The sequence below is a fragment of the Curtobacterium sp. MCPF17_002 genome (assembly GCF_003234115.2).
Lineage (GTDB): Bacteria > Actinomycetota > Actinomycetes > Actinomycetales > Microbacteriaceae > Curtobacterium.
On sequence record NZ_CP126251.1, the window covers coordinates 84,598 to 104,025 of the forward strand.

Below are 19,428 nucleotides of genomic sequence, written 5' to 3' on the forward strand. Positions count from 1 at the left end.
GCATCGGCGACATCGCGACGAGCGCGACGGCGGTGACGACGACGATCGCCGCGCAGAGCAACAGGGTGGCGATCGTGTGCTTGGTCGAGGTCTCCATGAGACCAGCATCCGGAATCCGGGACGCCGGCACATCGGACCGAGGGTGGAAGGCCTTCATCCGAACGGGTGAAAGGCCGATGGCCGTCCCGTCACCGTCACCCCTCCGAGCTGTCGCGGCGCATCGCCGGGCAGGTGCCGCCCGGGGTCGTCGACAGCTCGTAGTGCCAGGACTCGTTCTCGTAGGTCTGGCAGAGGCCGAACTCCGACCCGTGCTCCTGCATCCAGGCCGCCGCGTCGATCTCACCCACGTCGACCGCGCCGCCCCGGACGTGCGCCGACCGCTCGGGGGTGTTCACCCACCGCCGAGCCTCCTCGAGGGAGCCGTGCTCCTCGACGGCCTGGTCGAGCAGCGCCTGCTGGTACCGGGTGCTCCGCCAGCCCGAGTTGATGCGGACCTCGACGCCGTCGGCCGCAGCGGCTTCGGTGGTACGGATCACGGCACGGCGCAGGTCGGCGTCGAGGTTCGCCACTTCGGGGGCGTCCGTGCGCTCGGTGATCGGTGCGCTGTCGGCCGCGTAGCCGTCGGCTCCGCTCACCCGGACGCCGCCGATGGTGGTGACGTCGCCCACCGGGGCTCCGGCCGGCGGCTGTCCCGGCGCCGAGCCGGAACGGGCGCTCGTGCTCGTGCGGGTTGCGCCGCCCTCGTCGACGGCGGCGGCAGCGCACCCGGCGACGACGAGTGCGGTGGCGCACACGACGGTCGCGGCGAGGACGTGGAGGCGTGACTTCTGCATGCTTCCAGCATGTGGTACTTCAGCGTCACCCGCTTCGGGCGGAGGGCCCAAGTGCGTGGTCCCACCGGATGACGGCCTGGAGGCGCGTGGCGGGACCGCCCCGCGCCTCCAGTCCGGTGTTCAGATCGTGAGTTGGCCCAGCACCCGGTGCGCGATCGAGATCGACTCGCCGGACACCGCGGACAGCGGCGAGGCGAGGAAGGCGACGAGGTCGGCGATCTGCTGCGGGCTGGACTCGCCACCCGCGCCGCGCTGCACCGCTGCCGCCGGGGAGTCCGTCACCGTTCCCGGGTTGACGACGTTGACCGTGACACCGGAACCGGCCACCTCGTCCGCGAGGTTCTTCGCGATGACGCTCACCGCGGTGTTGCGGAGCGACGCGGTGATGTTGCCGGACAGGTAGGCGTTCTGCCCGCTCACCACGACGACGCGGCCGTACCCGGCCTCGCGCTGCGCGGGCAGCACGGCGTTCGCGACCCGGAGGAAGCCGAGTGCCTTGCCGTCGATCGCCGACAGCACCTGCTCGGGGTCGGACTTCTTCGCCGGGTCGAGCGTGCCGGCGCTCGGAGCCGCTGTGACGATCAGCGCGTCGATCCGGCCGTGCAGCTCGAGCACGCGTGCGATGCCGGCATCCACCGAGGCCTGGTCGGCGGTGTCGATGGCGACGCGGTCCGGGGAGTCCTGGTCGCCGGCGCTCCGGGACGCCACCACCACCGTCGCCCCCTCGGCACGGAGCCGATCGGCGACTGCTGCACCGATGTACCCCTTCCCTCCGACGACGAGCGCGACACGGTTCTTGAGTTCGAGGTCCACGGGTCCACGCTATGCCGCGGTCGGCACCGCGTCCGCGTGGTTCGGCTACGCGCACCGCGTCATTCGTCCACTCCGGACGGCCGCTCAGAGCCACACGCCGACCATCGCCCTGGACGGGCCGAGTGCCTCGACCGAAGACGAGACGATCAGGGAGCGAGCATGACCGACCAGCAGCAGCCGCCGGGGAGCGAAGGGGAACTGACGCCGAAGGCGGACCACGGCGAGGAGTCGTACCGCGGCTCCGGCAAGCTCACCGGCAAGCGCGCCGTCATCACCGGCGGCGACAGCGGCATCGGCCGCGCCGTCGCCATCGCGTTCGCGCGTGAAGGTGCCGACGTCCTCATCAGCTACCTCCCCGAGGAGGAGGACGACGCGCAGGAGACGAAGCGGTGGATCGAGGAGGCGGGTCGGAAGGCCGTGCTGTTCCCCGGTGACGTCAGCGACCCTGCGTACTGCCGCTCCGTGATCGGCCAGGCGGTGAGCGAGCTCGGTGGCATCGACGTCCTCGTGAACAACGCCGCGTTCCAGATGAGCCACGAGACCATCGAGGAGATCAGCGACGAGGAGTGGGACCACACCCTCGCGACGAACCTCAGCGCGTACTTCCACCTGGTCAAGGCCGCTCTGCCGCACCTGCAGGCCGGCGCCTCGATCATCGGCACCAGCTCGGTGAACTCCGACAACCCGGTGCCGACCCTCGCACCGTACGACGTCACGAAGGCCGGGGTCGCGAACCTCTCCGCCGCGCTCGCGCAGCTGCTCGGGGAACGGGGCATCCGCGTGAACAGCGTCGCGCCGGGACCGATCTGGACCCCGCTGATCCCCTCAACGATGCCGCCGGAGCAGGTCGAGCAGTTCGGTCAGCAGACGCCGCTCGGCCGCGCCGGCCAGCCCGCCGAACTCGCACCGGTCTACGTCCTGCTCGCGAGCGACGACGGCAGCTACGTCTCCGGTGCCCGCGTGGCGGTGACCGGCGGCACGCCGATCCTCTGACCCGAGACCGGCACCGACTGTCCTCTGACCCGAAACCGAACGAACGAAGGAGCACGATTTGTACTTCCACAAGCAGGAACTCCAGTTCAAGGCAACGCCCGACAAGCCCGACGCCATCTACGCCCGCAAACTGCAGGAGGTGCTGGGCGGTCAGTACGGTGAGATCTCCGTCGCCCTGCAGTACCAGTTCCAGGCGTGGAACATGCACATCCCGGGCAAGTACCGCGACATGGTGTTCGGCATCGGGGCCGAGGAGATGGGCCACGTCGAGATGCTCGCCACGATGATCGCGCAGCTGCTCGAGAAGTCCCCGCTCGGCATCACCGAGGACGCCCTGCAGGACGACCCGACCGTCGCGGCCGTCGTCGGGGGCACCGACGTGCAGCACGCCATCGTGGCCGGCGCGGGTGCCCGCCCGGTGGACAGCAACGGCAACCCGTGGCAGGGCTCGTACATCACCGCCAGCGGGAACCTCCTGGCGGACTTCACCGCCAACGAGAACGCGGAGATGCAGGGGCGCGTGCAGGCCGCACGGCTGTACCACATGACCGACGACAAGGGCGTGCGGGACCTGCTGTCCTTCCTCATCGCGCGGGACACCATGCACCAGAACATGTGGGCGACCGCTGCCGCCGAACTGCGCGAGAAGGGCGTCGAGGACTTCCCCGTGCCGAGCAACTTCCCGCAGTCGAAGGAGAACCAGGAGGTCCACTACCAGTACCTCAACTTCTCCGACGGTGGCGAGGCGGCGAACGGCCCCTGGGCGAGCGGTCCCTCGTTCGACGGCAAGGGCGAGTACTCGTACCACGACGGCCCCACGACGTCGGTGCCGATGCCGCCGCCCACCCACCCCGACGTGCGGCTGTACGGCACGACCGAGCTGCCGAACATCGTCGAGAAGACGGCGGGCGTGGTGCAGGACAAGCTCAACAAGGAGTGACGACGAACGACGGCGGGCGGCTGGACCAGGTCCAGCCGCCCGCCGTCGTCGTGTCCGGTCAGGGACGTGTCCGGGCTCCGCGTCCGTCCGGTCAGCGCTCCGCCGGGACGAGCTCGCGGTCGTCGGCCGCGCCGTCCGTCGGACTCGGCACCCCGAACAGTCCGGAGTACGCGCGCACGGCGCTCCAGCCCGCCACGACCGCCACCGTGCCGACGACGGCCGCCGCCCACGGCAGGAGGAGGGAGTGCTCCCACGCCCCGGGAGCCGACACCCAGGCGAGGAAGCTGCCGGTCGTGCTGCCGGTCAGCCCGAGCAGCATCGCGACCGGACGGTCGAGGCTCGTCAGGGTGAGGGCGATGGTCACGGCGGCCACCGCGGCGAGTGCGTTGAGGAGATCGAGCACCGTCCGGCTCCTACTCCTCGGCGCTGCCCGCCCCGACGGCGAGCTGCTCGCGACCGCCGCCCACGGTGACCGCGATCTTGCGCGGCTTCGCGGACTCCTTGACCGGGATGGTGACGCTGAGCACGCCGTTGTCGTACCCGGCGGTGATGCGCGCGGCGTCGAGCCCCTCGCCGAGGGTCAGCTGCCGGACGAACGAGCCGGGCTGCCGCTCACGCGTGAGCCACTGCGAACCCTCCGGTGCACCGAGGGTGCGCTCGGCACGGATCGTCAGGACCGAACCGTCCACGTCGATGTCCACGGAGCCCGGGTCGATGCCCGGCAGGTCGACGTCGAGGACGTAGTGGTCCCCGGTCCGGTAGAGGTCCATCGGCATCGAGCGCGGCCCGGTGGTCCCGAGGAGGGAACCAGCGAGACGGTCGAGCTCGCGGAACGGGTCGAAGTTCATCGTCATCGGAATCAACTCCTTCGTGTCGCCTGTTGAGTCCCCTCGACTCAACTGCCAACGTTTTAGCACTCGACCCTTGTGAGTGCCAAGAGAACGCTCGGAAACCGCTCGGAACGCGGCTCAGCCGAGGAGTGGCTCGAGCCGAGCGACCGCCGTCCGCAGCACGGTGAGCGCTTCGCCGGGTGCGTCGATCCGGGCGGCCGGAGCCGAGAGCGTCAGCCCGGCGACCAGGACGCCGCCCTCGCCGAGCACGGGCAGGGCGAGGCACCCGAACCCCGGCGCGAACGCCCCGGTCTGGTGCGCGGGCGCCTGGCCGCGTGCGGCGTGCAGCCGTCCGATCGCGCTCCGGTCCGGATCACGCCGGAGTGCTGCCTCGTCGAGCAGCGGGAAGTCCGGGTCGACGTCGAGGTCACGGAGGCCGCCCTCGTCGTACCGCGCCAGGTGGACCCCGGCGCGGACGGCCGACCGCACGTCGGCGAGCACCGCCCGAACGGCCCGGGGGAGCGGCGCGAGCGGCTGGGGTCCCGCCGGGGCGGTCACGCCGGCGAGCTCGGCGACCTTCTGCCCGAGGGCGAACCCACGCAGGTCCGGCAGCCGGACGAGGTACTCGTCCTCGACGAGCAGGGTGATGAGCCGGTAGGTGGTCGCCCGCGGCAGCCCGAGCGCGACCGAGAGCTGCTGGGCGGTGATGCCCGGCCCGGCGTGCGCGACGGCCTCCAGCACCGCGAGGGCGTTCTGGATCGCCTTCGGCTGCCGAGCACGCAGACCGGGTTCGCTCACCGCACCCCCGTCCCGTGGCCGGTTCCGGCGGACGGCCTGGAGGCGCGGAGCAGGTCCTCCTCGACCGGCACGTCGTACACGGCGCGGCTCCGACCCCGCCACCAGGGTCGACGGCGGGTGGCCACCAGGAACGCCGTCGTCACGGCGGTGACGGCTGCGACGGCGAGCGCGACGCTCGGCCAGTGCGACGACGTCGCCTCCACGCCGAGGTAGGTGAGGAGGACGGCGGTGAGGAGGACGCCCGTGGTGATCGCCACGACCGCGACGCCCACCGTCAGTTCCCCGATCCGGCGGAGGAAGACCGGTGCCGCGAAGCACGTCAGCGCGTACGCCGCCAGGTACCCGAGTGCGGCGACGACCAGTTCGGCCTCCATCAGGGACCAGGCCGGGACACCGCTCGCCAGGCCGACTGCGGGGAGCACCGTGAGGACGCTGCACGCGATCGCGCCCGAGGTGAACGGGGTCCGGAAGCGGGGGGACGCGCGACCGAACACCCCGGGGAGCACACCCTCGCGCCCCATCGCGAACAGGACCCGGACCAGCGCCGTCGTCGAGGCGATCGCGCAGGCCGCGAACGACGCCGCGATCCCGAGGTCGAGGAGCCACCCGATCCACTGCAGGCCGGACGCGTTCGCGAGCTCGTTCACCGGCGAGGCGCTCGCCGCGAGGTCGGCACCGAGCGCCGCGAACCCCATCTGCTGCGCCGCCGCGCTCGCCACGTAGAGCACGCCGGCGACGAGGACGGTCCACGAGATCGCGCGGGGGATGGTGGCGAACGGTCGCCGCGCCTCGACGCCGAGCACCGACGCGCTCTCGAAGCCGACGAACGCCGTCACCGCGAGCGCCGTGCCGACCGCGAACGGTGCCGGTGCCGTGGGACCGAGCGCGACGGCGGAGGCGTCGACGGGGTGGAGCCGGGCGACCAGGGCGACGATGAGCACGACGATGACCGCGACGGAGAGCGACTCGACGAGCAACGTCAGGCGCGTGGACAGTCGGACACCGAGCGCGATCACGGCGAACACGGCGGCACCCATCGCCACCACGACGACGACGGTGACGAGTGCGTTGCCGCCCATCGCCGGGAAGAACCGGGACAGCAGGTAGTCGAGGTAGTAGCCGCTGCCGGTGAGCGAGAACATCGCGATGCAGCCGTACCCGAGCACCAGCGCCGTCCCCGCGACCACCCCGGCGACGGGGCCGAGCCCGAGCGACACGTAGGTGTAGAGCGACCCGGTGCCCGCCACGCGCCGGACGAAGTGGTTGACCGTGCGCCCCACGAGGAAGGACAGCGTCATCGCGGCGAGCAGTGACCAGGTGGCCCCCTGCCCGGCGACCGTGGCGACGAGCACCGGGATCGTGGTCGCCGCCGCGGACGGCGCCACGGCGGACACCGACTGGGCGAACACGTCGACCGGACCGACACTGCGCCGCGAGAGTCCGTCGACCGGTGACCGCGTGCCGACCCCAGGCACCCGTGGCGGGTCGGCGATGGCACGGTCGAGCGCGGTCATGCGGCAACGGTACGGCGCGGGCGTTGCCTCGGTGTGGCGGTCGTGTTTCGCGGGCGTCTCGCGCAAATGAGACACCCCCGCCCGCGGTGTCCCACTCGGCTGCGACGGGGTTTCACGGCGTCGGAACGGGGCCGCAACGGCGGCGCGGGACCGTGGTCGCACCCGCTCCTCCAGCCACCCTCCTCCAGCCCACCTGAACCGGAAGGCCACGATGTCCGCCATCACGAAGGACCCCGCGTCACTCGGAGCCGTGCCCGCACCGCCGCGGACCATGCGCGGCTCGCTCGGCGTCACCGCGATCGTGTTCATGGTCGTCGCGGCCGCCGCCCCGCTCACCGTCGTCGGCGGTGCCGCCCCGCTCGGCATGCTGCTCGGCAACGGCGTCGGGTTCCCGTCGCTCTACGCTGCCTCGGCCGTGATCCTGCTGCTGTTCTCCGTCGGACTCGCGGCGATGACCCGGCACGTGCCGCGGCCGGGTGCGTTCTTCACCTTCGTCGGCCACGGGCTCGGCCGCCCCGCAGGCGCCGGTGCCGCGACCCTGGCGCTCCTGACGTACACGACCATCCAGGTCAGCGTGCACGGGTACATCGGGTACCTGCTCGGGGTGACGGTCACCGGCCTCGGCGGACCGGACATCCCCTGGTACGTCTGGTCGCTCGTGGTCGTCGCGCTCGTCGGGGTGCTCGGCTACCGGCACATCGACCTGTCGCGCAAGGTCCTCGGAGTCCTGCTCGTCGGCGAGGTCGGCATCGTCCTCGTCCTCGTCGCGGCGATCGTGTTCCGCGGCGGCGCCGACGGGCTGTCCCTCGCACCGTTCGAGCCGGCGCAGGTCGTGTCCGGGTCGCCGGGCGTCGGCCTGATGTTCGCGATCGCCGCGTTCATCGGGTTCGAGGCCACCGCCATCTTCCGCGACGAGGCGAAGGACCCGGAGCGGACCATCCCGCGGGCGACGTACACAGCGGTGATAGGCATCGGGGTGTTCTACACGCTCGCGTCCTGGGGCCTCGTCATGGCCTGGGGCCCGGACGGCGTGCTCGCCGAGGCCGCGAAGGACCCCGGCTCGCTCATCCTCACCACCGCGGCGCAGTACATCGGCAGCGCCGGCGAGGCGGTCCTCAACGTGCTGCTGCTGACGAGCATGTTCGCCTGCGTGCTGTCGTTCCACAACGTCATCACGCGGTACCAGCACTCGATGGCGAACGCGTCCCTGCTGCCCGGTCGACTCGGCGACGTGCACCGCAAGCACGCGTCCCCGCACACGTCGAGCATCGTGCAGACCGTCACGGCCGCCGTCCTCGTGGTCCTGTTCGCCGTGCTCGGACTCGACCCGGTCCTGCAGGTGTTCAGCTGGTTCGCCGGCGTCGCCACGCTCGGGGTCGCGGTCCTGATGGCAGCGACGAGCCTCGCCGTGATCGTGTACTTCCGCCGGAACCGGGCGGACACCCGCATCTGGAACACGATCCTCGCGCCGGGGCTCGGGTTCATCGGACTCATCGCCTCCGCGGTCCTCATCTGGGCGAACTTCCCGACCCTCGTCGGTGACGTCGACGCCTCCGGGGCGAGCGTCTTCGGCGTCGTCAGCATCGTGCTCACCGGCCTCGTCGTGCTGGTCCCCGCCGTCGGCGTGGTGCAGGCGGTGGTGCTGCGACGTCACAACCGGAGCCGCTACGAGCAGATGCTCGACCGTCTCGCCACCGAGAGCTGACCAGACCCAACCGACCCCGTGCCTCCCGGCCGAACAGAAGGAACCACAGCATGACGCTCACCGACCCGATCACCGCCACCACCCACCCGCTCGCCAGCCTGACACCCGACGAGTTCACCGCCGTCCGCGACGTCGTGACGGCGCAGCCGGACTGGACCGACACCACCCGCTTCGCGTACGTCGGGCTCGAGGAGCCGCACAAGCGAGACGTCCTCGCGTGGCAGGCCGGGGACGGCGCGCTGCCGGACCGCCGGGCGCGGGTGATGCTGCTCGACATGGCGACCGGACGGTCGACCGACAGCGTCGTCTCGATCACCGACGGCACCGTCCTGTCGACCGACGAGCTCGACGGCTCCCGCGGGCAGCTCCCGGTGCTCATCGAGGAGTTCGACGCCGTCGGCGAGATCGCCGGAGCCGACGAGCGCTGGGTGGCGGCCCTCGCCGCACGCGGCCTCACCGTCGACGAGGTGAAGTGCGTGCCGCTGTCCGCCGGGTACTACGACTACCCGGAGGAGGTCGGCCGCCGGATCCTCCGTGTGCTCGCCTTCCGGCAGGACCACCCCGCCGACCACGTCTGGGCGCACCCGGTCGACGGCTTGTCGGCGTACGTCGACGCGGCGAACCGCACCGTGACGCGGGTCGTCGACGTCGCGGACATGCCCGTGCCCGCCACCTCGGGCAACTTCGACGACCCGGCCCTGCAGGGCGAACCGCTCGACCTCAAGCCGATCGTGATCACGCAGCCCGAGGGGCCCTCGTTCAGGGTCGACGGGGAGTTCGTCGAGTGGGCGAACTGGCGCTTCCAGGTCGGGTTCGACGCCCGGGAAGGACTCGTCCTCCGCCAGCTGTCGTGGCAGGACGGGGAGCGGTTGCGGCCCGTGGTCTACCGCGCGTCGATCGACGAGATGCTCGTGCCCTACGGTGACCCGTCGCCCGTCCGGTTCTGGCAGAACTACTTCGACACCGGCGAGTACCTGTTCGGCCGCTTCACGAACTCGCTCGAGCTCGGCTGCGACTGCGTCGGCGAGATCCAGTACTTCGACGCCGTCCTCGCCGACGAACTCGGCAACCCGCAGACGATCCGGAACGGCATCTGCATGCACGAGGAGGACTTCGGCACGCTCTGGAAGCACGGTGACATCTACACCGGCTCGCAGGAGGTCCGCCGCTCCCGCCGGCTGGTGATCTCGTTCTTCACGACCGTCGGCAACTACGACTACGGCTTTTACTGGTACCTGTACCTCGACGGCACGATCGAGTGCGAGGCGAAGCTCACCGGCGTGCTGTTCACCTCGTCGTACCCGGGACGCTCGGCCGACGGTTCCGACTACGCGTACGCGTCCGAGGTCGCCCCCGGCCTCGGCGCCCCGTACCACCAGCACCTGTTCTCGGCGCGGCTCGACATGATGGTCGACGGACTGTCGAACGCCGTCGACGAGGTCGACGCCGTTCGGGTGCCCGTCGGACCGGGGAACGAGCACGGCAACGCGTTCACGAAGGCCGTGACCCGTCTCTCCTCGGAGGCGACGTCCGGCCGCCTGGCAGACGCCTCGCGTGCCCGCAGCTGGTTCATCTCGAACACCGAGGAGCGCAACCACCTCGACCGCCCCACCGGCTACGTCCTGTACCCGCAGGACGCACCCGTGCTGCTCGCGGACGAGTCGTCGTCCGTCGCCGCCCGCGCCGAGTTCGCCCGCAAGCACCTGTACGTCACGCAGTACGACCCTGCGGAACGCTTCGCCGCCGGTGACTTCGTGCACCAGAACCCGGGCGGGGACGGGGTCGCTCGCTACGTGCAGGGCGACCGGTCGCTCGACGGTGAGGACATCGTGCTCTGGCACACGTTCGGCCCGACGCACTTCCCGCGCCCCGAGGACTGGCCCGTGATGCCGGTCGACTACGCGAAGTTCACGTTGAAGCCCTACGGCTTCTTCCCGCGGAACCCGGCGCTCAACGTGCCGGCGGCGATCGGTGCCTCGTCAGCATCGCACTGCTCGCACCACGCTTCCGGTGGTGTCGCAGACGCCGCACACGACGCGGCCGGTCACGACGCAGCCGGTCACGACCCGGCCGGTCACGACCACGGACACGGTCACTGACGTGACGGACGTGCTCGGCCTCGCCGCGATCCTGCCGGCGTCGGCCGGGGCATGCTGCACGGTCGGGGCCTGGCGCCCCGGCCGGGCGGTCGACGTGGTCGCCGCGGTCGTGATGGTCGCGGCGATGGTGGACGGGGTCGTCGCGCCGCGGGTCCTCCCCGGCGTCGTCTGGTTCGTGGTGCTCGCGCTCCTCGCGGTGACGCTCGCCGCGGCACACCGACTGCAGGTCGGTCCGTCGACGGCCTGGAGGCGCGGCGCGGCCCCGGTGCACCGCGTCCCGTCGGCGCACGGCCGATTCGGGCGACTGCACGCCGCGCTGGGGCTCCTCGTGATGGGGGCGATGGGCGTCGGGGCCCTCGGGGTCGGGACGACGGGCGGTGACGGGACCGGCGTCGGCGGTCACGACGTCGGGATGGCCGGGATGCACCAGCACGCCGGGGTGGTCGGCGTCACCTGGCAGGTGCTCCTCCTCGGGCTGACCCTCGGCTACCTCCTCCTCACCGCGCACATCCTCCGCGACGGGGTCCGGCACCGGGGTCGAGCGCTCCCGCTGATCGAGACGACCGCGATGGGGGCCGCCGTCGCCGTGATGTCGATCGCCATGCTCTGAACCTCCGACCTCGCTGGGAAGGAGTGGCACCGCGACGGGAGCAGGAGGGACCCTCGACGGGCAGCACTCACCACGCGCACGCCACGGAACAGGAACCCAACCGCCATGCCGCACCCCCGCACCCACTCCGCCGTCCGCGTCGCCGCCGGGGTCGCAGCGGCCCTGGCCCTCGTGCTCGGACTCGCACAACCCGCCGCCGCGCGGGGGTCGGACGTCTTCCCCGGCGGGCTGTACCGCCCCGCCGACACCACGGCGTCACGGCAGGCATCGGCGCTCGCCGCTGCCGGTCGGACGGCCGACGCCGCGGTCGCCCGCGCCGTCGCAGCCCGGCCGTCGAGCACCTGGCTCGGCGACTGGCTGTCGACCGCGGCGCTCAGGACCACGGTTGCGCGGCACCTCAGCGCCGCCGCGGACCAGGGCAAGACACCGGTGTTCGTCACCTACGCCATCCCCGGGCGTGACTGCGGGAGCTTCTCCGCCGGCGGTCTGACGCCCGGGGCGTACGGCACGTGGAACCGGGTCCTGGCGGACACGCTCCGAGGGCACCGCGCCGCGGTCATCGTGGAGCCGGACGCCCTCGCGCAGCTGTCGACGTGCCCGGGTGCCGACGCCACCCAGCGGACGAAACTCATCCGTGCCGCCGTGCACGACCTCGCCGGTGCCGGGGCCAGCGTGTACATCGACGCCGGGCACGAGAACTGGATCGCCCCGGCCAAGATGGCCACGCTGTTGCGCGAGGCCGGCGTCGCCGAGGCCCGTGGGTTCTCGCTCAACGTCTCCAACTCGTACGCCACCGCGGGGGAACGGGCGTACGGCGAGCAGCTCCGGCGACTCGTGGGAGGGCACTACGTGATCGACGTGTCCCGGAACGGCCGTGGCGCGACGGGTGAGTGGTGCAACGCCCGTGCGGCGGGTGTCGGACAGGACCCCGCGGTGGTGAACGACGCGACCGGGCTCGACGCGCTGCTCTGGGTGAAGCTGCCGGGCGAGAGCGACGGCACGTGCAACGGCGGCCCGGCGGCCGGGCAGTGGTTCCCGGCCGGCGCTGCCGCGCTCCTCCGCAACCGCTGAGGGAGACGGCCCGCACCGCGAGCGATGCGGGCCGTCCCTGTCCTGGTCCTTCCGCCACCACCTTCCGTGTCAGCGCCGGCGGGCACTGGAAGCAGAAGCACCGAGGGGTGTGTGCCCGAGGGTGTCGGGTACACTGGTCCGGAGCTTGTCAGCTTGGGGACGCTGTTCCGTCCTCGGCCTTCCACTCGGAGGGCAAACGAAGCCCATCACTGTTCGTTGCAGTGGTGGGCTTCACTCTTGCCCGGTGCTCCTCCGGCGAGCGGAGCACCTGATATGCAGCGTATCGGTGCCCGACGCCCGATGCCGATCAGTTCATCGCGCTGGTCGCAGCCCGCGGGCAGCCCCTGGGGTTCATGCACGCGAACATTTCGGTGCGTGAACCGTACAGAACGAAAAAGGTTCGTTGCGCTGATCGTTCAGGTCGTGAAATAGTTTCGATCGTCCGCAGGGGACAGCAACGACGCAGGAAGGGGCTCGCAATGCACAGCACGTACACGGGGATGCCGCGCCAGGCACGACTCGGCGGGACCCACACCCGCGTCGGCCTGACCGATCCCGCCGTCATCGACGCGTTCGTCGAGCGGCGCATCCAGGACCCGTCGCTCCTGTCGGTCCGCTCCGAGCCGTCCTACGCCGACTTCTTCACCGTCCCGGCGGCGTAGAACCGAGTCGTACCGCACGTCCACCTGGCAGAGAGACCACCCGAACCATGCCGCTGACCGTCGTCCGTCGTGAGCACATGCACCTCTACGCCCGGGAACCCCGGTCGCGTGCCGCCAAGGTCGCCGTCGACGCGCTGCTCCGGCTGCAGCACGCCGAGGAGCAGCAGCTCGAACAGGCCCGGTCCGAGAGCGGCCTGACGAAGAACGAGTTCCTCGCCGTCCGGTACATGCTGCAGGCCCACCGGGACGGTCGGGCGATGGGCCCGAAGGACCTCGCCGTCATGCTCAACGTGTCGAACGCGTCGGTCACGAAGATCGTGGACGGGCTCGTCGACAAGGGCGACTTCGTCCGGGCGCCGCACCCGACCGACCGCCGAGCACAGGTGCTCGAGCCGACGGTGCAGTCGGCCAAGAAGATCGACGCCTCGTACGCGCGCTTCCACGAGGCCGTCGTCGAGGTGATGGACCACCTGTCCACCGAGGAGAACGACGTGCTCGCCCGGTGCCTCGAGCAGATCACCGAGGCGCTCGCCGGTGGCGCACCGAAGCCGGTCGACGAGTACACGGTCGACCCCGACGGCGACGCCGAGCCGAACGACTCCTGACGCCGGCGGCCCGAGAGGCCGACGACTCCGGACCGCACCCGCACGGACGGGTCCCCACGCGCCTCCCGGAAAAAACCTTCCAGCGGTAAGTTGGGGGGATGACGCACCCCGCCGACGACGACGCGGCCCCGCCGCGACGCGGCGGGTACCGGAAGGGCGCCGAGCGTCGCACCCAGATCCTCGACGAGATGATCCGGATGGTCGCCGACCACGGCGTCGACGCCTCGTCGTTGCGTTCGGTGGCCGAGGCGCTCGGGATCACGCATGCGGCGCTCCGCCACTACTTCCCGAATCGGGACGAACTGCTGCTCGCCGTCTACCGCGAGCACGAAGTGCGCGAGCAGGGTGCGCCGGACCGGATGAAGTCGGCCATCGGGGACATGCGCGAGAGCGCGTCACGCAACCGGGACGTCCCGGGGCTCGTGCAGCTGTACACGACGCTCGCGGCGGACGCCGTGCAGGAGGGCCACCCGGCGACGCGGGAGTTCATGCGGGAGCGGTTCACCCGGCTCCGCTCGGACCTGTCGGCGCTCATCGAGGCGGACCAGGCCGCCGGCCGGATCCGTGCCGACCTCGACCCGGTCGACCTGGCGTCCCTGAGCATCGCTGCGTCCGACGGCCTCCAGGTGCAGTGGCTGCTGGACCCGGAGGCCGTCGACGGCGAGAAGGTCCTGCGGCTGCTCGAGCAGATCGTCCCGCCGGTCTCCCGCTGACCGTCAGAACTTCTGGTCGGTCTCCTTCGGGTTGCGTGTCCTGCCGGTGGCCTGGTCGTGCGTCGCGGCGTCCGGCGCGTCCATCGCGGGACCGGTGCCGACGGGGATGCCCGCTTCCGGGTGGTTGAGGTCGAAGGCAGGCGACTCGGAGCGGATGCGCGGAACGGAGGTGAAGTTGTGCCGAGGCGGCGGGCAGCTCGTGGCCCACTCGAGGGAACGGCCGTAGCCCCACGGGTCGTTCACCAGCACTCGGCGACCCTTCCGCATCGTCTGCACCACGTTGAGGAAGAACGGGATCATCGACGCCGCGGTGAGGAACGCCCCGACCGTCGAGACCTGGTGCAGCCAGGTGAAGTCGTCCTCCTCGAGGTAGCTGGCGTACCGACGCGGCATGCCGATGACCCCGAGCCAGTGCTGGATGAGGAACGTCATGTGGAACCCGATGAACAGCATCCAGAAGTGGATCTTGCCGAGCCCCTCGCCGAGCATCTTGCCGGTGAACTTCGGCCACCAGAAGTAGAACCCGGAGAACATCGCGAACACGACGGTGCCGAACACGACGTAGTGGAAGTGCGCCACCACGAAGTACGTGTCGTGCACGTGGAAGTCGAGCGGGGGCGAGGCCAGGATCACACCGGTGAGGCCGCCGAACGTGAAGGTGATGAGGAACCCGATCGCCCACAGGATCGGCGTCTCGAACGTCACCGAGCCCCGCCACATCGTGCCGACCCAGTTGAAGATCTTCACCCCGGTCGGGACCGCGATGAGCATCGTCATGAGCGCGAACCACGGCAGCAGGACGCCGCCGGTCGCGAACATGTGGTGCGCCCAGACCGACACGGACAACGCGGCGATGGAGATGGTCGCGTAGACGAGGGTCTTGTACCCGAAGATCGGCTTCCGGCTGAACGCGGGGAACACCTCGGAGACGATCCCGAAGAACGGCAACGCGATCACGTAGACCTCGGGGTGGCCGAAGAACCAGAACAGGTGCTGCCAGAGCAGGGCACCACCGTTGGCGGGGTTGAAGATCTGCGCGTCGAAGACCCGGTCGAGCAGCAGGCCGAACAACGCCACCGCGAGGACCGGGAACGCCATCAGCACGAGGATGGACGTGATCAGGACGTTCCACGTGAAGATCGGCATCCGGAACATCGTCATGCCCGGTGCGCGCATCGTGACGACGGTGGTGATGAAGTTCACGGCGCCGAGGATCGTCGAGAAGCCGGTCAAGCTCAGGCCCGCGACCCACAACGTGCTGCCGATGCCGGGTGAGAACGTCGTGTCCGACAGGGGCGCGTACGCCGTCCAGCCGAACGACGCCGACCCCGCCGGTGTGAGGAACCCGCCCATCACGATGAGGCTGCCGAACACGTACAGCCAGTACGAGAACGCGTTGAGTCGCGGGAACGCGACGTCCGGTGCGCCGATCTGCAACGGCATGATCGCGTTGGCGAACCCGGCGAACAGCGGCGTCGCGAAGAGCAGCAGCATCACGGTGCCGTGCATCGTGACGAGCTGGTTGTACTGCTCGCGGGTGTCGAGCAGGTCGAGGCCCGGCGTGAACAGCTCGGTCCGCATCACGACGGCCATCAGCCCGGCGAGGCAGAAGTACCCGAAGGACGTGACGAGGTAGAGGTTGCCGATCGTCTTGTGGTCGGTCGTGGTGTGCCAGTGCACGAAGCGTGCGCCGAGCTTCACCGGCCGGCCGACGCCGACGTCCGCCGGGTGCTCGCCGAGGACCGGCGGGTTCCTGAGTTCGGTCACGGGGTGCTCCTGTCCTCTGGTGCGGAGAGCTGCTCGGACTGCATCAGCGGACCGCCCCGTTGACGCCGGTGCCGACACGCCGGTCGCCGGACGTCCCGACGACGCCGTCGTCCTGCAGGCCTGCGCCGACGCGGCCCGTCCGCGCCCGGACGTTCGTCATCGCCGCAGCCAGGGCCACCTGGCCGAGGTCACCGGTCGCGGCGAAGGCCGCACGCTGCCGTGCTGCTCCGGTCCCGCGCGCGAACAGGTCGGCCAGGCCGCGTTCCACGAGCTGGTCGTCGCCGTTCGCCGTGAGCGCGGGCAGGACGTGGGCGAGGAGGAGCGTGACGACCTCCCGAGCGGGGGCGGGACGGCCGGTCAGCGGGTCGACGAGTTCGCCGTCGAGCCCCTCGAGCGCCGCACGCCAGTTGGCGAGCCGGATGGCACACGACGGGGTGTCCCGCTCGAGGGAGCCGGAGCGCCACTCCTCGGCGGCGGTGTCGACGAGGGCGCGGACGATCCCGGCGATCGTCACGGTCACCCCCGGGTCGAGCGGGACGTCGGCGACGCGCACCTCGACGGTCGGGTGGTGCTCGGAGAGGCGGGCGTCGAGGTAGAGCATCCCGGAGTCGAGCAGCGCGCCGGTCCGGAGCATGGTCTCGGTGACGGCCCGGTACCGCTCGAGGGACCCGAACCGCTCCATCGGTCCCGAGCACGGCCACTGGCTCCAGGCGATCGACCGGTAACTGGCGTGTCCGGTGTCGGATCCGTCGTGGAACGGCGAGTTCGCGCTGAGGGCGATGAGCACGGGCGTCCACGTCCGGATCCGGTCGAGGATCGCCACGCCCTCGGCGGGGGACTCGATCGACACGTGCACGTGCATGCCACACGTCAGGCTGAGCCGCGGGATGCACCCGTACCGGTTCATCATCCGGCGGTACCGGGCGCCGTCGCTGGCGTGCGGGGCCACCGGCGTGGGCGACGCGGCCAAGGGTGCCGCGTGCGCTCCGAAGCCGTTCGCGACCCGTTCGACGAGTGCCCGGTTGTCGAGCACCTGCCCGCCGAGCGACGCGAGCGAACTGTGCGGGCGGGTCATCACCTCGATCATCTCGCGCTGCATCTCGCCGACGACACCGCCCCGATCGGGGACGCGGGTCGCCATCGCTCCGGCCAGGACACCGTCCGCGACCGGCACGGGGACACCCGTCGACCGGTCGATGAGGAGGAGCTCCTCTTCCACACCCATGGTTCGCATCCATCGAGTGAAAGCCGTGCCCGCTGTTGGCGTCCCCGGGGAGGACGGTGAACGCGGATCGGGTGGTCGATCTGCGCGGACCACCGGTTGCGGTGGCCGTTGCACGCAGGTTCTGCGCGTGCCACCGGAACGCCGAAGCGGCCGGCCCCTGAGGGACCGACCGCTTCGTGTGGTGCGCGTTGCTCGGAGTGCGTGCCCTACTCCGCGCCCGCGGTGAGCACCGCGGCTGCCGGGTCGAAGTCCTCCGGCAGCGGCGGGATCGCGTCCACGGTCGACGTGATGTCGACGGCGGACCCGGACGCTGCGGCGTCGCGGATCCCGAGCAGCACGTCGAGGACGTGCAGCGCGACCGCTCCGGAAGCGCGTTCCGGACGACCCTCGGCGATGGCGCGAGCGAGCTCGACGACGCCGGTGCCACGACCCCAGGTGGAGCCGACCGCGGGGAGCGTCTCGGGCTCCTCCTGGCCGTACCGCCACAGCTGCGACGAACCCTCGAACGTGTTCGGGTCCGGCAGCGAGATCGTGCCGAGCGTGCCGTTGATCTCGACGAAGCCCATCCGCGGCAGCGCGTGCTGGAACGAGAACGTCGACTGGGCGGACTGCCCGCCGGCGAACTCGATGAGCGCGGCGTGGTGCGTGGGGACCTCGACCGGGAACGTCTCGCCGGCGCGGGGGCCGGACGCGATGGTGCGCCGTTCGAGGGACTTCGAGGACACGGCCTGCACGCGCGACGCGGTGCCGAACGCGTGCACGAGGGTCGTCACGTAGTACGGGCCCATGTCGAACAGCGGACCGGCACCCTCGGCGAACAGGAAGTCCGGGTTCGGGTGCCACGCCTCGGGTCCGGGCACGTGGAACATCGTCGTCGCGGAGAGCGGTTCGCCGATGTCACCGCGGGCGATGGCCCGGAGTGCCGTCTGGATGCCGGCACCGAGGACGGTGTCCGGCGCGGTGGCCACGCGCAGGCCCTTCGAGGCAGCCGATGCGAGCACCGCGGCGGCCGACTCGTGGTCGGTCGCGATCGGCTTCTCGCTCCAGACGTGCTTGCCGGCGTCGACGATCTGCTGGTCGACCTCGGCGTGCGCGGCCGGGATCGTCAGGTTGATGACGATCTGGACGTCGTCACGGGCGAGGAGTTCCTCGACGGTGCCGGAGGCGGCGACCCCGTAGGTCGCCGCCTGGGCTGCTGCCCGGTCGAGCAGCACGTCGGCGACGAAGCGGACCTCGACGTCGGCGAACTTCGTCAGGTTCTCCAGGTACTGCGTGGAGATGTTGCCGGCACCGATGATGCCGATCCCGACACGGGTCACTTGTCGTTGGCCTTGAGCCAGGTGAGCGACTCGGTGATGCCCTCGAAGACGTCGCCCTTGTACGCGTCGAACTCGACGACGCGGATGGCCTGTGGCGCGGCGGCGAGGATGGCCGCCACGTCGACGTCGCCCTGGCCGGCCGGGGTCTGGTTCTCGAAGGCGCGCTGGAGCGCCTCGGGCACGATGAGCGCGCTCTCGGACGAGGGCAGCGCGGTGCGGATGTCACCGTCGACCTTGCCGTCCTTGACGTGGATCGCGATGACGCGGTCGCCGAGGGACTTCAGGACGGCGGGGGCGTCGGCGCCGCCGACGGTCGCCCAGAAGGTGTCGACCTCGAGGACGGTCTCCGGCGACAGCTGCGACACGAACAGGTCGTAGACGGTGCGGCCGTCGACCTTGTTCGTGAACTCCCACTGGTGGTTGTGGTAGCCGAACTTGAGGCCGCGGGCGGCGGCCTCGGCGGTGAGCTCGTTGACGCGCTCGGCGATCTTCGCGACGTCGTCGGCGGTCTGCCAGCGGTCCGTCGGGATGAACGGGTCGATGACGGTCTGGATGCCGAGGCGCTCGGCGGCGTCCCAGATCGGCGTGGTGTCGTCGGCGTCGATCACGGCGACGTGACCGGACGGGGCCTTCAGGCCGGTGGCGGCGAAGGCGCGCTCGAGGTCGGCGGCACGCTCGACGAACGCGTAGGGCTCGACGTTCTCGTAGCCGATCTCACGGACCCGGGCGATGGCGTTGTCGAGGTCTTCGGCGACGGCGTCGCGCAGCGAGTACAGCTGCACAGAGGTGGTGGGCATTGCAGAGGCTCCTTCGGTCCTGACTGGGTGTCGCGGCCCGTCGAGGAGCGATGCTCCGCGGCGAGATCGATGACGACGCTACCCCAAAAACCACCCGGTGTGTAGTTTTTGCTGCCGCACGTTACGGCCCCGGT

19 protein-coding genes are annotated in these 19,428 nt (G+C 71.0%); 9 read left to right on the top strand and 10 right to left on the bottom strand.

Annotation, left to right across the window (positions count from 1 at the left end; all coding sequences use genetic code 11):
• Nucleotides 1-194: 194 nt before the first annotated feature.
• Nucleotides 195-833 (bottom strand): M15 family metallopeptidase, encoded by a 639-nt coding sequence (locus DEJ28_RS00340; protein WP_111116622.1) that lies wholly within the window; start codon nucleotides 831-833, stop codon nucleotides 195-197.
• Between the two features lie 120 nt (nucleotides 834-953).
• The gene (locus DEJ28_RS00345; RefSeq protein WP_111116623.1) at nucleotides 954-1,646 is read right to left on the bottom strand and encodes an SDR family NAD(P)-dependent oxidoreductase; all 693 of its coding nucleotides are present in this window, start codon (nucleotides 1,644-1,646) and stop codon (nucleotides 954-956) included.
• Nucleotides 1,647-1,805: 159 nt separating this feature from the next.
• On the opposite strand from DEJ28_RS00345, the gene DEJ28_RS00350 reads away from it, so the two are divergent.
• The gene (locus tag DEJ28_RS00350) at nucleotides 1,806-2,639 is read left to right on the top strand and encodes an SDR family oxidoreductase (RefSeq protein ID WP_111116624.1); all 834 of its coding nucleotides are present in this window, start codon (nucleotides 1,806-1,808) and stop codon (nucleotides 2,637-2,639) included.
• 58 nt (nucleotides 2,640-2,697) lie between these two features.
• On the top strand, nucleotides 2,698-3,579 hold the full coding sequence (locus DEJ28_RS00355) for a manganese catalase (protein ID WP_111116625.1): 882 nt from the start codon (nucleotides 2,698-2,700) through the stop codon (nucleotides 3,577-3,579).
• A gap of 91 nt (nucleotides 3,580-3,670) precedes the next feature.
• Here the strand turns inward: DEJ28_RS00355 and DEJ28_RS00360 are convergent, their stop codons facing one another.
• The 4 genes from DEJ28_RS00360 to DEJ28_RS00375 all read right to left on the bottom strand — a co-directional run bounded on the left by DEJ28_RS00360 (nucleotide 3,671) and on the right by DEJ28_RS00375 (nucleotide 6,721).
• Nucleotides 3,671-3,982: a hypothetical protein gene (locus DEJ28_RS00360; protein WP_111116626.1), complete on the bottom strand. Its 312-nt coding sequence runs from the start codon at nucleotides 3,980-3,982 to the stop codon at nucleotides 3,671-3,673.
• Nucleotides 3,983-3,992: 10 nt separating this feature from the next.
• A complete protein-coding gene (locus DEJ28_RS00365) occupies nucleotides 3,993-4,433 on the bottom strand; it encodes an Hsp20/alpha crystallin family protein (protein ID WP_111116627.1) in 441 nt (146 codons plus the stop codon).
• 114 nt (nucleotides 4,434-4,547) lie between these two features.
• Nucleotides 4,548-5,207, bottom strand: a complete 660-nt coding sequence (locus DEJ28_RS00370; RefSeq protein WP_258368164.1) for a helix-turn-helix domain-containing protein — start codon at nucleotides 5,205-5,207, stop codon at nucleotides 4,548-4,550.
• Nucleotides 5,204-6,721: an APC family permease gene (locus DEJ28_RS00375; protein ID WP_181433797.1), complete on the bottom strand. Its 1,518-nt coding sequence runs from the start codon at nucleotides 6,719-6,721 to the stop codon at nucleotides 5,204-5,206. The genes DEJ28_RS00370 and DEJ28_RS00375 overlap by 4 nt, the downstream gene beginning before the upstream one ends.
• Nucleotides 6,722-6,932: 211 nt before the next feature.
• Here DEJ28_RS00375 and DEJ28_RS00380 point away from each other — a divergent pair, with 211 nt between their 5' ends.
• From DEJ28_RS00380 to DEJ28_RS00410, 7 genes are all read left to right on the top strand, one after another.
• Nucleotides 6,933-8,426, top strand: coding sequence for an APC family permease (locus tag DEJ28_RS00380; protein WP_111116628.1), 1,494 nt, complete (start codon nucleotides 6,933-6,935; stop codon nucleotides 8,424-8,426).
• 50 nt (nucleotides 8,427-8,476) lie between these two features.
• Nucleotides 8,477-10,525, top strand: coding sequence for a primary-amine oxidase (locus tag DEJ28_RS00385; protein WP_111116629.1), 2,049 nt, complete (start codon nucleotides 8,477-8,479; stop codon nucleotides 10,523-10,525).
• 1 nt (nucleotide 10,526) lies between these two features.
• The gene (locus tag DEJ28_RS00390; RefSeq protein ID WP_146248892.1) at nucleotides 10,527-11,135 is read left to right on the top strand and encodes a hypothetical protein; all 609 of its coding nucleotides are present in this window, start codon (nucleotides 10,527-10,529) and stop codon (nucleotides 11,133-11,135) included.
• Between the two features lie 105 nt (nucleotides 11,136-11,240).
• Complete coding sequence (locus DEJ28_RS00395; RefSeq protein ID WP_111116631.1) at nucleotides 11,241-12,206, top strand: glycoside hydrolase family 6 protein; 966 nt, start codon at nucleotides 11,241-11,243, stop codon at nucleotides 12,204-12,206.
• A 479-nt stretch (nucleotides 12,207-12,685) separates the two neighbouring features.
• Entirely contained in the window at nucleotides 12,686-12,868 is a 183-nt protein-coding gene (locus DEJ28_RS00400) for a hypothetical protein (RefSeq protein ID WP_111116632.1), read from the top strand.
• A gap of 47 nt (nucleotides 12,869-12,915) precedes the next feature.
• On the top strand, nucleotides 12,916-13,473 hold the full coding sequence (locus DEJ28_RS00405; RefSeq protein WP_111116633.1) for a MarR family winged helix-turn-helix transcriptional regulator: 558 nt from the start codon (nucleotides 12,916-12,918) through the stop codon (nucleotides 13,471-13,473).
• A 98-nt stretch (nucleotides 13,474-13,571) separates the two neighbouring features.
• Nucleotides 13,572-14,186 carry a TetR/AcrR family transcriptional regulator gene (locus tag DEJ28_RS00410; protein ID WP_111116634.1) on the top strand — a complete coding sequence of 205 codons (615 nt, stop codon included), beginning with the start codon at nucleotides 13,572-13,574 and terminating at the stop codon, nucleotides 14,184-14,186.
• Between the two features lie 3 nt (nucleotides 14,187-14,189).
• Here DEJ28_RS00410 and ctaD read toward each other — a convergent pair whose 3' ends face one another.
• The 4 genes from ctaD to DEJ28_RS00430 all read right to left on the bottom strand — a co-directional run bounded on the left by ctaD (nucleotide 14,190) and on the right by DEJ28_RS00430 (nucleotide 19,294).
• On the bottom strand, nucleotides 14,190-15,887 hold the full coding sequence (gene ctaD / locus DEJ28_RS00415) for an aa3-type cytochrome oxidase subunit I (protein WP_258368176.1): 1,698 nt from the start codon (nucleotides 15,885-15,887) through the stop codon (nucleotides 14,190-14,192).
• A 109-nt stretch (nucleotides 15,888-15,996) separates the two neighbouring features.
• On the bottom strand, nucleotides 15,997-17,187 hold the full coding sequence (locus DEJ28_RS00420; RefSeq protein ID WP_181433798.1) for a carboxylate-amine ligase: 1,191 nt from the start codon (nucleotides 17,185-17,187) through the stop codon (nucleotides 15,997-15,999).
• A 197-nt stretch (nucleotides 17,188-17,384) separates the two neighbouring features.
• Nucleotides 17,385-18,497, bottom strand: a complete 1,113-nt coding sequence (locus DEJ28_RS00425; protein WP_111116636.1) for a Gfo/Idh/MocA family protein — start codon at nucleotides 18,495-18,497, stop codon at nucleotides 17,385-17,387.
• Entirely contained in the window at nucleotides 18,494-19,294 is an 801-nt protein-coding gene (locus DEJ28_RS00430; RefSeq protein WP_181433799.1) for a sugar phosphate isomerase/epimerase family protein, read from the bottom strand. Before DEJ28_RS00430 ends, DEJ28_RS00425 begins: the two co-directional genes overlap by 4 nt.
• Between the last annotated feature and the right edge of the window lie 134 nt (nucleotides 19,295-19,428).

Bases quoted from the DNA above. Each gene is read 5' to 3' on its own strand.
- DEJ28_RS00340 (WP_111116622.1), bottom strand. From the start codon at position 833: ATGCAGAAGTCACGCCTCCACGTCCTCGCCGCGACCGTCGTGTGCGCC.
- DEJ28_RS00350 (WP_111116624.1), top strand. From the start codon at position 1,806: ATGACCGACCAGCAGCAGCCGCCGGGGAGCGAAGGGGAACTGACGCCG.
- DEJ28_RS00365 (WP_111116627.1), bottom strand. From the start codon at position 4,433: ATGACGATGAACTTCGACCCGTTCCGCGAGCTCGACCGTCTCGCTGGT.
- DEJ28_RS00375 (WP_181433797.1), bottom strand. From the start codon at position 6,721: ATGACCGCGCTCGACCGTGCCATCGCCGACCCGCCACGGGTGCCTGGG.
- DEJ28_RS00380 (WP_111116628.1), top strand. From the start codon at position 6,933: ATGTCCGCCATCACGAAGGACCCCGCGTCACTCGGAGCCGTGCCCGCA.
- DEJ28_RS00385 (WP_111116629.1), top strand. From the start codon at position 8,477: ATGACGCTCACCGACCCGATCACCGCCACCACCCACCCGCTCGCCAGC.
- DEJ28_RS00395 (WP_111116631.1), top strand. From the start codon at position 11,241: ATGCCGCACCCCCGCACCCACTCCGCCGTCCGCGTCGCCGCCGGGGTC.
- DEJ28_RS00400 (WP_111116632.1), top strand. From the start codon at position 12,686: ATGCACAGCACGTACACGGGGATGCCGCGCCAGGCACGACTCGGCGGG.
- DEJ28_RS00405 (WP_111116633.1), top strand. From the start codon at position 12,916: ATGCCGCTGACCGTCGTCCGTCGTGAGCACATGCACCTCTACGCCCGG.
- DEJ28_RS00410 (WP_111116634.1), top strand. From the start codon at position 13,572: ATGACGCACCCCGCCGACGACGACGCGGCCCCGCCGCGACGCGGCGGG.
- DEJ28_RS00420 (WP_181433798.1), bottom strand. From the start codon at position 17,187: ATGCGAACCATGGGTGTGGAAGAGGAGCTCCTCCTCATCGACCGGTCG.
- DEJ28_RS00430 (WP_181433799.1), bottom strand. From the start codon at position 19,294: ATGCCCACCACCTCTGTGCAGCTGTACTCGCTGCGCGACGCCGTCGCC.